Raw genomic sequence first — 11,910 nt, 5'->3', positions numbered from 1 at the left:
TTATGCCTGAGCGGCGTTCATGCGTGACTCGACCGCCTGACGGTACAGCCGACCGGCGCGGTAAGAGGACCGTACCAGCGGACCGGACATGACCCCCGCGAATCCGATCTGCTGGGCCTCGGCGTCGAGCTCGACGAACTCTTCCGGCTTGACCCAGCGCTCGACCGGGTGGTGCCGGACCGAGGGGCGCAGGTACTGCGTGATCGTGATGATCTCGCAGCCGGCCGCGTGCAGGTCCTTGAGTGCCTGGCTGACCTCGTCGCGGGTCTCGCCCATGCCGAGGATCAGGTTCGACTTGGTGACCAGGCCGTAGTCGCGGGCCTGGGTGATGACGTCGAGCGAGCGTTCGTAGCGGAAGCCGGGGCGGATCCGGCGGAAGATCCGCGGCACCGTCTCGACGTTGTGCGCGAAGACCTCGGGCCGCGAGGAGAACACCTCGGCGAGCTGTTCGGGGATCGCGTTGAAGTCGGGCGCGAGCATTTCGACGCCGGTGCCCGGGTTGAGCTCGTGGATCTGGCGGATGGTCTCGGCGTACAGCCAGGCGCCGCCGTCGTCGAGGTCGTCGCGGGCGACGCCGGTCACGGTGGCGTACCGCAGGCCCATGGTCCGGACGGACTCGGCCACGCGGCGGGGCTCGTCGCGGTCCAGTGCCTCGGGTTTGCCGGTGTCGATCTGGCAGAAGTCGCAGCGGCGGGTGCACTGGTCACCGCCGATCAGGAAGGTCGCTTCGCGGTCTTCCCAGCACTCGAAGATGTTCGGGCAGCCGGCTTCCTGGCACACGGTGTGCAGTCCTTCGGACTTCACGAGTTTCTGCAGTGCCTGGTACTCCGGGCCCATCTTGGCGCGGGTCTTGATCCACTCGGGTTTGCGCTCGATCGGGGTCTCCGCGTTGCGCACCTCGAGCCTGAGCAGTTTCCGTCCTTCTGGGGCGATCGTCACGCGTCCAAGGGTACGCGCCACGGTTCAGGAGCGTTCCACCCGTAGGCTGATGAGCTATGTCCACCGTTGACCTGCGTTCGGATGCCGAACCTGCCACACCCCCGGTGTCCGGCACAGGCTCCGCTGCCGGGGTGCGCGGCTGGACCCGCCCGGCGCCGACGGCCCGCGAGCAGCGGTACGACGTACTGCTCGGGCTCGGGATGGCGGTGGCCGGCGTGTTCGGGACCGAGCTGGCCCGCGGCGGGTCGCCGGTACACGTCAACCTCGGGATCGGTGGCGTCGAGCCGTACGTGCTGAGCGCGGCGGTCGCGCTGCCGCTGTGCTTCCGCCGCCGCTGGCCGATCCCGGTGCTGCTGGCGGTCGCGGTGCTGTTCATCGTGAACGGCGAGCGCGCGACGTTCGCGTTCACCGGGAACCTGGTCACCCAGTCGACGATGTTCATGGCTGTGTACGCCGCGGTCGCGTGGGCCCGCGACAGGCGGGTGATGAAGGCCGCGATCGGGCTCGTGTTCATCGCGATGTTCGGCTGGCTGACCATGAACTTCGTGCACGCGCTCCGGGCGAACGCCCTCGAGGGCCCGAACCACGCACTGTTCTCGCCGTACGTCTCGAACGTGATCATCGCGCTCTCGCTCAACGTCCTGTACTTCTTCGGCGCGTACTTCTGGGGCCGTACGGCGTGGGCGACCGCCCGGCAGCGGCACGAACTCGAACAGCAGGCCACCGAGCTCGCCGCCCAGCAGGAGGCGAACTCCCGGCGTGCCGTGATCGACGAACGGCTGCGGATCTCCCGCGAACTGCACGACGTGGTCGCGCACCACATCAGCAGCATCGGCATCCAGGCCGGGGGAGCGCGGCGGGTGATGGACACCGACCCGGCCGCCGCGAAGAACGCGCTGAACGTGATCGAGGAGTCCAGCCGGACCGCGGTGAACGAGATGCGCCAGCTGCTCGGCATGCTCCGCGCCGCCGACCCGGACCTCGACGTCGGTACGCCGGACCCGAAGACGCCGCAGGCGGGCGCGGACCGGCTGCCGGCGCTGATCGCGGAGGCGAACGGGCACGGCCTGGAGGTCGGGTTCCACCAGATCGGGGCGCCGGCCGAACTGCCGAAGACGGTCTCGGTGTCGGTGTACCGGATCGCCCAGGAGGCGCTGTCGAACGTCCGCAAGCATTCGACCGCGCGCAGCGCCCACCTCACGCTGCGGTACCTCGGTGATGCGGTGGAGCTGGAGGTCCTGGACGACGGCCGGCCGAAGCACGCGCCGGTCGGCAGCCGGCTCGGCCACGTCGGGATCCGCGAGCGGGTCGCGCTGCTCGGCGGCGAGAGTGAGATCGGCCCGCGGCCCGTGGGAGGATTCCGGGTCCGGGTGCGGATCCCGATTGGAGTTGTGGCAAGTGACTGACCCGATGCGGGTTTTGCTGGTGGACGACCAGGATCTGGTCCGGGCGGGATTCCGGATGATCCTGTCCGTCGAGCAGGACATCGAGGTGGTCGGCGAGGCGTCCGACGGCGAGAAGGCGATCGAGCTGGCACTCGCGCTGCGTCCGGACGTCGTCCTGATGGACGTCCAGATGCCCGGCATGGACGGGATCACCGCGACCCAGCGGATCGTCGCCGAGGACGCCGGCAAGGTCGTCATCCTGACCACGTTCGACCGCGACGACTACCTGTTCGAGTCGCTCGGCGCCGGGGCGAGCGGCTTCCTGCTCAAGAACACCGCGCCCGAGGACCTGGTCGAGGCGATCCAGATCGTGCACTCCGGGCACGCGCTGCTGGCGCCGGAGGTGACCCGACGGGTGATCAAGCGGTTCACCGGCGGCGGCGAACGGGTGTACCGCCCGGACCTGCTGGCCGAGCTCACCGACCGCGAACGCGAGGTGCTCGGCCTGATCGCCCGCGGCCTCACCAACACCGAGATCGCCGCCCAGCTGTACGTCGGCGAGGCGACCGTCAAGACGCACGTGTCCCGCGTGCTGCTCAAACTCGGCCTCCGCGACCGCGTCCAGGCCGTCGTCTTCGCCTACGAATGCGGCCTCGTCACCCCCGGAGACGACGCCTCGAGCTGAGGTGGGACCTGCAGGCCATCACAATGCGCGGTTGCCGCGAGCTGCCCCGACTGGCGCGGCCGTCGGCCGCCGATTGTGATGGCCTGCAGGTCCCCCCTGCGAATGACCCGTCCGATCAGTCGCGCGGGCGACGTGCACGGAGGGTAGTCCTCACTAGCTTTGTGATCGTCGGGTAGACCAGCCCGGCTGGGGGCTGACCTTGATGGGAACGGTGACACATGCTGAGGGTGAGCGGACTCACCCGGCGGTTCGGTGATCATCTGGCGCTGGACGACGTGACCTTCGACGTCGTACCGGGACGGATGACCGGGTTCGTCGGGGCCAACGGCGCCGGGAAGACGACGACGATGCGGATCATCCTCGGTGTCCTGGCGGCGACCGGCGGCGAGGTGCACTGGCAGGACGGTCCGCTGACGCCGTCCGTCCGCCGCGACTTCGGGTACATGCCCGAGGAGCGCGGCCTGTACCCGAAGATGAAGATCCGCGACCAGTTGGTGTTCTTCGGCCGGCTGCACGGGCTCGGCCCGGAGCGCGCCCTGGAGCGCACGGACAAGCTGCTCGAGCGGCTCGGGCTGGCCGAGCGCGCCACCGACGTACTCGAGACGCTGTCGCTGGGCAACCAGCAGCGGGTGCAGATCGCGGCCGCGCTGGTGCACGAGCCGATCGCGCTCGTGCTCGACGAGCCGTTCAGCGGGCTGGACCCGCTCGCCGTCGACGCGATGGTCGACCTGCTCCGCGACGAGGTCACCCCCGAGGTGCCGGTGCTGTTCTCCAGCCACCAGCTCGACCTGGTGGAGCGGCTGTGCGACGACCTCGTCGTACTGTCCCGCGGCAAGGTGGTCGCGGCCGGTTCGGTCGCGGAGCTGTCGGCCGGGTCGGCGGCGACGTACCGGCTGGTGGTCGAGGGCGATGCCGGCTGGCTGCGGGACCTGCGCGGGATCGAGGTGCGGGACGTGGCCGGCGGTACGGCGCTGTTCGACGTACTGGACGCGGAGCTGGAGCAGAAGATCCTTCAAGAGGCGATCAGCCGCGGCCGGGTGCTCGAGTTCGGGCCGGAGCGGGTGGCGTTGAGCGACGTCTTCCGGGAGGCGACCCGATGAACGCACTCGACAGGCCGTGGGTGCTGATCGCCGAGCGCGAGATCAGCACGAAGCTGCGGGACAAGACGTTCGTCGGCTCCACCCTGGTGATGCTGCTGATCGTGATGGCCGCGACGATCCTGCCGGCCGTACTGGTCGGCAAGGGCAGCGCGTCGAAGATCGGCGTGGTCGACGACGCTGCCGCCAAGATCGTGCAGCAGGCGTCGACCACGGCCGGCGGCAAGGGGTACGACGTCGTCCGGCTGGCCGATCGCCCCACCGCCGAGAAGGCCGTCACCGACGGCGACGTCAAGGCGGCCCTGCTGCCGGGCACCGACGGGTACGTCGTCCTCGGCAAGGACCAGGTCGACAGCGGTATCGAGAGCGCGCTGCGGGAAGCCACGGCGACGATCGGGACCGCGGCGAACGCGGCCAAGGCCGGCCTGACCCCGGCCGAGCTGCACGCCGGCACGAAGGTCGAGGTCAGCCTGCTGAAGCCCGGTCCGCTGCCCGATCTGGTGTCGCACTTCGTCAACATCGGGCTGGCGCTGGTGTTCTACATGACCGCGCTCGGGTTCGGCATGATGATCGCGCAGAGCGTCGTGCAGGAGAAGGAGAGCCGGGTCGTCGAGATCCTCGCCGCCGCGGTACCCATCCGGGCGCTGCTGTGGGGCAAGGTGCTCGGCAACACGGTGCTCGCCCTCGCGCAGATCGTGGTGATCGCCGGGGCCTCGCTGATCGGGCTGCTCGCCACCGACCAGGCCGCCGTACTCGAGGTGGTCGCGCCGGTCGCCGGGTGGTTCGTGGTGTTCTTCGTGCTCGGGTTCGTCGCGCTGGCCGGGTTGTGGGCTGTCGCCGGATCGCTGGCCACCCGGCAGGAGGACCTCGGGTCGACCACACTGCCCGGGCAGATGATCCTGATGATCCCGTTCTTCTTCTCGGTGTTCGCCGGTACGTCGGCCAAGACCGTGGCGTCGTTCATCCCGATCGCGTCGTCGATGTCGATGCCGGGGCGGATGCTCACCGAGGACGTACCGCTCTGGCAGCCGCTCGTCTCGATCGCTCTGTTGCTCGCGGCCACGGTCCTGATCGTCCGCGTCGGCGCCCGGCTGTACGAGCGGACGCTGCTGCAGACCGGCCGCCGGCTCGGCTACCGAGAGGCGCTGGCGATCAAGGCTTCGTAGCTCATCGTCACAGCCGGGTTCGGCGTTACACCTCCGGACCCGGCTGAGACGAAACCGCAATGTAGGGCGCCTGTGAGCTGTGCCTACACCTCGACTACGGTCTCAACGCATGAACGTCGAGCTGCGCCATCTCCGGGTGGTGGTCCTGGTGGCAGAAGCGGGGTCCGTCGGCCGGGCCGCCCGCTGGCTCAAGGTCAGCCAGCCGAGCCTGACCGCGCAGCTGAAGCGGATCGAGGCCGCGTTCGGGGGAGAGCTCTTCGAACGCTCCCGCACCGGCGTCACCCCGACTCCGCTCGGCCGGTACGCCGTCGACCGGGCGCGGGCGATCCTCGTCGACGTGGATCACCTGTCCGCGACCGTGTCCGCGATGACCGCGGTCGAGTCGTCCGCGGTCCGGCTCGGCGGATTCCCGACCGCGCCGATGTCCGGGATCGCGTCCCGGCTCCGCGACCACGGCGAGATCGAACAGGTCAGCATCGAGGTCGAGTGGTCCTCCAGCGTCCTGCTCCAGCAGCTGGAGAGCGGCCGGCTGGACTTCGCGCTGCTCCGGGAGTTCCCCGGGTTCGAGCTACGGCTGCCCGCCGGCGTCGAGGCCACCACGGTCGTCGAGTCGGAATCGGCGTACGTCGCCCTCTCGTCCGCCCACCCGGTCGCGGTCCGGACCCGCGGCGAGATCGACCTCGCCGCGCTCCGCGACGAAGAGTGGATCGGCGAGCCACCGGACGACAGCGGCTTCCACGTCCTGTTCCGGGCCGCCTGCGAGGCGGCGGGCTTCCAGCCGCGGGTCGAGCATCACTCCGTCGACACGTCCGTACTCATGGGCTTCGTAACGAGCGGCCAGGGCGTCGCGCTGATCTCACCGACGTCTTATCGGATGCTGTCCTCCGATGTGACCGCGCGGGCGCTGGTCGGCGACCCGATCCACCGAAAACTGGTACTTGCCTGGAGCACAGACTCCCCACGCGCCCAGATGTCCCACGAGGTCCTGGAAATGGCAAGCACGGCCTACGCGGAAGCCATCACCGAACATGCCCGCCGTGGAGAACACCCCCAACGCATGCACGTCGCCTAACCCAGCTGCCCAACCACCGCCAGGGCCGGCGGCGTAACCACCGGCCCTCAACTCCTAAGCGGGCTTGACCACAGGCTTCTCAAACGCCTGCAGGAAGAACTCACCGGTGTCCTCCGGGTCCTCCATCCGCTCCCGATACTGGGACCCCATCTCCTCCTTGGGCCGGACCACAGGAGCAACAACCCGCTCCGCCTTCGGCCCCCCATCAGCCTTCCCCACATCACCAACCGGCGCATTCCCAGCCCCTGCAGCCACCCCTGCAGCCGACCCTGCAGCCGACTCAGCCGCCGACTCAGCGTCCGACGCCGTCTGCTGAGCTGCACCTGCAGCCTGCCCCGCCTCCGGCTCCACCGCGCCCGGCCCACCAACTACATGTCCCGCGGCAGCCTGCCCGGCGGTCGCCTGTCCAGCAGCTGCCTGCCCCGTAACGGCCTGTCCGGCAGCAGCTGCCTGTCCAGCCGCCTCGGCCTCAACCGGCGCCGGCGCCTGCGCCTGCGCCTGCGCCGCCTCCTGCTCAGCCGCCGGTTCTTCGACCTTCTCCTGCTGGGCCTCGGCAGTCGGCTCCTTCACCTCAGCCACCTGCGTCACCTCGTCGGCCGGCGCCACCTTCGGCTCCTCGACCACAGGAGCAACCGGCTGCGCCGTCTCCGCGGACGCCGCGGACGCGGCCTGCTCGGCCGCCGGACCGGCCTGCTCGGCCGCCGCCTCGTGCTGCTCCGCCTTCGGTTCCTCGGCTACTGCACGCGCCGGCTCCGCAGCCGGCTCCTGCTCGGCCTCGGCAACCGGCTTGTGCTCGGCCTCGGCAACCGGCTCCTGCCGCGCGGCACCCGGAGCGGCAGCAACAACCGTCTCCTCGTCGGACTGGTTGCTCCCGGCATCCGCCGCCGGGAACTGCCGCGTCTGCTCGTACCCTTCTGCCGCCCCCACCGGGAACTGCCGGGTCTGCTCATCGGCCTGGTTCCGCGGCTGCGCCGCCTCCGGCTCATCGAACAGGTCGTCGTACGAGCTGTGCGGCTGATACGGCACCGGCTCCTGATAGGTGCCCCCAGCAACCGGATACACGGCAGCGACGTCCGCCTCCTGCTGCGCCTGCGCCGCCTCCTGCTCGCGCTGCAGCCGCTCGGCCTCGACCCGCTCCCGCTTCCGCCGCTGTACCCCGCGGACGATCAGCTGGACGGAGTACACCAGCGAGATCACCCCGAGGATCGGTACGACGCCGTTCAGCGTGTACTGCTTCGACCCGTCGATCATCCCGTTGGTCACGCCCGGCACGCCGTCCAGGAAGTTCGTGGTCCGGTTCGGGATCCAGAGCCAGCAGTAGACCAGGGTGCCGAAGGCGGCGAACGCCCCGAGCGCCCCGGCGCCGGAGAAGCCCGACACGACGGCCCAGAAGATCAGCGCCGCGAGGCCGAAGGCCAGCGCCATCTCCTTCGCGTTCAGCTCGATACCACCCGGCGCCGCGAGTACCCCGAACACGGCCGGTCCGGCCAGAGCAACGGCTACGCCGAGCAAGAACCCAAGAAATTTGGACACAACCCCAAGGTAGCGACGAACAGCCGTCACACCCTGCAGACACTTCGGCACGCACCGGACCGGCAATCGCTTGCCTAAGGTGGACCCATGCGCCCGCCGAACATCCTGGTTGTCCTGTCCGACGAACACACCGCCTCCGCAGCCGGCTGGTCCGGCCACCCACACGTCCAAACGCCGCACCTGGATCGCCTGGCCGCGCAGGGCGTTTCGTTCGACCGCGCATACACGAACAGCCCTATGTGCGTACCGTCCCGCCTCTCACTCATGGCGGGCCAGTACGTGCACCAGATCGGGGCCTGGGACAACGGCGTGATCCCGGATCCGACGTACCGCACCTGGGGCCACCACCTGCGCAAGGCGGGCTACAAATCCGTCCTGGCGGGCCGTACCCACTTCAACGGACCAGACCGGTTGCTGGGCTTCGACCGTCGCCTCACCGATGACCTGGACTTCTGGCTGGACCACAGCGGCCGCCCACCACGCCGTATGCCGGACTGGCAGCGCCCCACGAACTCCCACGTCACCGAGCACGGCCCCGGCGACCACGTACACACCCAGCACGACGTAGCAGCGACCGACGCTGCCCTGGACTTCCTCCGCGACCCAGGGGAGGAGCCCTTCCTCCTGTACGTCGGCTACATGCACCCGCACTTCCCGTTGGTCGCACCACCGGAGTTCCGGGCACTGTACGACGCCGCCGACGTCGAGCTGCCCGTCGTACCCGACGAACAGCACCCCGTGATCTCGTTACTACGCCACGGCTTCCGCAACGACGAACCGGTCACAGAAGACCAGCTCCGGGAGGCAACAGCCTGCTACTGGGCCCTCATCAGCCACCTGGACCACCAGATCGGCCGCCTCCTGGCTGCCGTCCCGGACGACACCGTGATCATCTATACCAGCGACCACGGCGAGATGGCCGGCCATCAAGGCATCTGGCAAAAGCAGTGCTTCTACGAGCCCGCCGTACACATCCCTTTCCTCCTACGCCACCCAGCACTCGCTCCAACCCGCAGCGACGCCCACGTCAGCCTCATAGACCTCCTCCCGACTCTCCGAGACATCGCTGGCCTCTCTCCAGATCCAGCCTTGCCCGGCCATTCGCTCCTCGACCCGCAGGATCGTCCGGTGCTGTCGGAGTATCACGCCCAAGGCATGCTCAACGGCGGATTCATGCTCAAATCCGGCCCCTGGAAGTACTGTTATTACGGCAAATCGCACCCGCCCCAGGTCTTCAACCTCGACGAGGACCCGCAGGAGCTCCACGACCGCTCCGCTGAGACGCCTCTGGTGCAACGGCTGGATGCTGAGTTGAGATTGCTGCTGGACCCCGACGCGACCGATGCGCGCGCGAAGGCCGACCAGGCCGCCCGTCTCTCGAGAGGATGAGCTGTTGCCCGCTCCGAACATTCTGCTGATCGTTTCCGACGACCACGGGTACGCCGACCGCGGCGGCCTCGGTGTGCACCCCGACGTGAAGACGCCGGCCCTGGACCGGTTGGCCGCGGAGGGCGTTACCTGCACCGATGCGTACGTGACCGCGCCGATCTGCAGCCCGTCGCGGGCGTCGATCATCTCCGGGCGGTACCAGCAGCGGTGGGGCGGCCAATGGTTCGACTCGGCCGCGTTCCCGCCGGACGGCGTACCAACGCTGGCGGAGGTACTACGCGGCCAGGGCTACCGCACGGGGTACTTCGGCAAGGTGCACTACGGAAAGGAAGACGTGGGGGACAGGGCGTGCCCGCCGCACCACGGCTTCGAGGAGACGCTCTACGGGCTGGCAGGGCAGTCGTTCGGGCGGTTGAACTACCTGCACCACTCTGACGACGCGGTGGAGTCGTACGGACAGCCGGCTGCGCATCACATGGCCGTTCAGCCGCTGCTGTCAGGTGACGAGCCTGTCGAACACGAGGGCTTCCTGACAGCGGAGTTCGGCCGGCGCGCGGCGGAGTTCATGGACGCGGAGGACGAGCGCCCGTACTTCTGCATGGTCGCGTTCAACGCCGTCCACAACTTCTGCTGGCAGCTGCCCGAGTCCGAGCTGAAGGCCCGCGGCCTACCGACGTTCCGCGACTGGTCCCCGGACGCGGACGGCCCGTTCATGGAGTGGTACGACGACGTGATCGTGCCGAACCTGCCGCACGGACGCGAGTACTACCTGGCCCAGCTGGAGCTGATGGACGCCGAGATCGGCCGCCTGCTCGACGCCGCCTGTGACGACACGATTGTCGTGTACGTGACCGACAACGGCGGGTCGACCTGCAACTTCGGCGACAACGCTCCGCTGCGCGGGACGAAGTACACGCTCTGGGACGGCGGCATCCGGATCCCCATGCTGTGGCGCTGGCCCGCACAACTCCTGGCCGGCCGTCGTACGGACGCACTCGTCAGCACGCTCGACCTGGTCCCGACACTCGCGGCCGCGGCGGGTGCCACCGTGGACGGCGCGGACGGTCTCGACATCCTCCCGGTGCTGACCGGGTCGGCCGAGGCCGCGCACGAGAACCTGCACTGGGACTGTGGATTCCAGTGGGCGGTCCGGTCGGGCGACTGGAAGCTCAGCTGGGTCGACGACAACGAGAACACCCGGCACTTGCGCGACTACGAGCACGCGCCGATGGGGGAGGGCTGGTTCCTCGCGAACCTCGCCGACGACATCGGCGAACAGCAGAACGAGCTGTCAGCGCAGCCGGAGATCGCCGCCCGGCTCCGCGCGCTGCACGGTTCGTGGCGCGCGGAGGTCGGCCTGGAGCCTCAGACGGTCAGCCCGTAGGTGATCGCGGTCGGCGGCTCCTCGTGGTGGTCGATGTCCGGGCTGCGCTCGTACTCGTTCCAGGCGAGGAGCTCGTCGAGATGCCGCCGTACCGGCTCGAGCACCTCGGCGATCGTGACCTCGCGCCCGAGCTCCTTCGACAACGTGGTGACATCGGCGTCCGAGATCCCGCAGGGCACGATCCGGTCGAACCAGGCCAGGTCGTTGTTGCAGTTCAGCGCGAACCCGTGCATGGTCACGCCCTGCGCGACCCGGATGCCGATCGCGGCGATCTTCCGCTCGCGACCACGCTCGTCCGCCGCCACCCAGACCCCGCTGCGCCCCTTCACCCGACCGGTCCGTACGCCGAGCTCGGCGCACACCCCGATCAACGCCTCCTCGAGCCGCCGCACGTAGTCCACGACGTACACATGTGAGGCCAGCTTGACGATCGGGTACCCGACCAGCTGACCGGGCCCGTGCCAGGTGATCTTCCCGCCACGGTCGACGTCCACCACCGGCGTACCGTCCAGCGGCCGCTCGTGCGGCTCGGTGCGTTTCCCGGCCGTGTAGACGGGCGGATGCTCGAGCAGGATCACCGTGCCACTGTCGGTGCCCTCGGCAACCTGCGCATGCAGCTGCCGCTGCTCGGCCCAGGCGGTCTCGTAATCCACCGCGTCCGCGCCGAACCCGGCCTCCACGTACCTGATCCCGCTCACCTGATAACCCTCACGCTCCCGAGTGTAGGCGCCGCCTCCGCGGGCCTCGGTGTGGGGCTGTGGATAACTTCCGCGGGGCAATGCGCGATCGGTGCATCCTCTTGGACATGGACCTCGCAGACCTCACCGGCTACAGCCTCCGCCGGCAGCTGGGGTCCGGACCCACCGGCACCGTCTGGCAGGTCCGGGACCGCGCAACCGGCCGCAACGCCGTCCTCAAGCACATCCCCACCGGCACTCTCCCCGACAGTCCTCGCGTCCGCGCCGACCTCACCAAACTCGCCCGCCTACGCCACCCACACATCGCCCGCCTGACCGAGTTCCGCGAAACCGACACCGGCTGGATCCTCATCACCCAGCACCTGGCCGCCGGCACCCTGACCGCCCTCCTGACCCGCCGCTCGCCCCTCACCAGAGGCGAACTGGTCACCCTCCTGGCCCCCCTGGCCTCAGCCCTCTCCTACCTCCACGACTACGGCCTGACCCACGGCGCCGTCACCCCCAACAACATCCTCTTCGACGCCGACGGCCGCCCCATCCTCACCGACCCAACCCTGCACCC

At 69.3% G+C, this 11,910-nt stretch carries 10 protein-coding genes and 1 pseudogene; 8 read left to right on the top strand and 3 right to left on the bottom strand.

What is annotated here, in order from left to right; all coding sequences use genetic code 11:
- Positions 1-939 carry a lipoyl synthase gene (gene lipA, locus ACXJJ3_RS07610; protein WP_458169256.1) on the bottom strand — a complete coding sequence of 313 codons (939 nt, stop codon included), beginning with the start codon at positions 937-939 and terminating at the stop codon, positions 1-3.
- A gap of 56 nt (positions 940-995) precedes the next feature.
- Here lipA and ACXJJ3_RS07605 point away from each other — a divergent pair, with 56 nt between their 5' ends.
- From ACXJJ3_RS07605 to ACXJJ3_RS07585, 5 genes are all read left to right on the top strand, one after another.
- Complete coding sequence (locus ACXJJ3_RS07605; RefSeq protein WP_458169255.1) at positions 996-2,345, top strand: sensor histidine kinase; 1,350 nt, start codon at positions 996-998, stop codon at positions 2,343-2,345.
- Between the two features lie 4 nt (positions 2,346-2,349).
- A complete protein-coding gene (locus tag ACXJJ3_RS07600) occupies positions 2,350-3,009 on the top strand; it encodes a response regulator (RefSeq protein WP_458171867.1) in 660 nt (219 codons plus the stop codon).
- A 218-nt stretch (positions 3,010-3,227) separates the two neighbouring features.
- Complete coding sequence (locus ACXJJ3_RS07595; protein ID WP_458169254.1) at positions 3,228-4,109, top strand: ABC transporter ATP-binding protein; 882 nt, start codon at positions 3,228-3,230, stop codon at positions 4,107-4,109.
- The gene (locus ACXJJ3_RS07590; protein WP_458169253.1) at positions 4,106-5,272 is read left to right on the top strand and encodes an ABC transporter permease; all 1,167 of its coding nucleotides are present in this window, start codon (positions 4,106-4,108) and stop codon (positions 5,270-5,272) included. The genes ACXJJ3_RS07595 and ACXJJ3_RS07590 overlap by 4 nt, the downstream gene beginning before the upstream one ends.
- Before the next feature lie 109 nt (positions 5,273-5,381).
- Positions 5,382-6,344, top strand: a complete 963-nt coding sequence (locus ACXJJ3_RS07585) for a LysR family transcriptional regulator (protein ID WP_458169252.1) — start codon at positions 5,382-5,384, stop codon at positions 6,342-6,344.
- Positions 6,345-6,398: 54 nt separating this feature from the next.
- Here ACXJJ3_RS07585 and ACXJJ3_RS07580 read toward each other — a convergent pair whose 3' ends face one another.
- A complete protein-coding gene (locus tag ACXJJ3_RS07580; RefSeq protein WP_458169251.1) occupies positions 6,399-7,877 on the bottom strand; it encodes a hypothetical protein in 1,479 nt (492 codons plus the stop codon).
- Between the two features lie 87 nt (positions 7,878-7,964).
- On the opposite strand from ACXJJ3_RS07580, the gene ACXJJ3_RS07575 reads away from it, so the two are divergent.
- Together ACXJJ3_RS07575 and ACXJJ3_RS07570 are read left to right on the top strand one after the other, a co-directional pair.
- Positions 7,965-9,266 carry a sulfatase-like hydrolase/transferase gene (locus ACXJJ3_RS07575; RefSeq protein ID WP_458169250.1) on the top strand — a complete coding sequence of 434 codons (1,302 nt, stop codon included), beginning with the start codon at positions 7,965-7,967 and terminating at the stop codon, positions 9,264-9,266.
- Positions 9,267-9,270: 4 nt separating this feature from the next.
- Entirely contained in the window at positions 9,271-10,650 is a 1,380-nt protein-coding gene (locus ACXJJ3_RS07570; protein WP_458169249.1) for a sulfatase family protein, read from the top strand.
- Here the strand turns inward: ACXJJ3_RS07570 and lipB are convergent.
- On the bottom strand, positions 10,632-11,348 hold the full coding sequence (gene lipB, locus ACXJJ3_RS07565; protein ID WP_458169248.1) for a lipoyl(octanoyl) transferase LipB: 717 nt from the start codon (positions 11,346-11,348) through the stop codon (positions 10,632-10,634). The genes ACXJJ3_RS07570 and lipB overlap by 19 nt on opposite strands.
- Positions 11,349-11,428: 80 nt before the next feature.
- Here lipB and ACXJJ3_RS07560 point away from each other — a divergent pair.
- Positions 11,429-11,884 (top strand): annotated as a pseudogene (locus tag ACXJJ3_RS07560) (protein kinase domain-containing protein); the annotation flags it as partial.
- Positions 11,885-11,910 lie beyond the last annotated feature (26 nt).

It is taken from the genome of Kribbella sp. WER1 (assembly GCF_054189145.1).
This window is presented reverse-complemented; position numbering and strand designations above follow the sequence as displayed.

Bases quoted from the DNA above. Each gene is read 5' to 3' on its own strand.
- ACXJJ3_RS07590 (WP_458169253.1), top strand. From the start codon at position 4,106: ATGAACGCACTCGACAGGCCGTGGGTGCTGATCGCCGAGCGCGAGATC.
- ACXJJ3_RS07605 (WP_458169255.1), top strand. From the start codon at position 996: ATGTCCACCGTTGACCTGCGTTCGGATGCCGAACCTGCCACACCCCCG.
- ACXJJ3_RS07585 (WP_458169252.1), top strand. From the start codon at position 5,382: ATGAACGTCGAGCTGCGCCATCTCCGGGTGGTGGTCCTGGTGGCAGAA.
- ACXJJ3_RS07575 (WP_458169250.1), top strand. From the start codon at position 7,965: ATGCGCCCGCCGAACATCCTGGTTGTCCTGTCCGACGAACACACCGCC.
- ACXJJ3_RS07600 (WP_458171867.1), top strand. From the start codon at position 2,350: ATGCGGGTTTTGCTGGTGGACGACCAGGATCTGGTCCGGGCGGGATTC.
- ACXJJ3_RS07595 (WP_458169254.1), top strand. From the start codon at position 3,228: ATGCTGAGGGTGAGCGGACTCACCCGGCGGTTCGGTGATCATCTGGCG.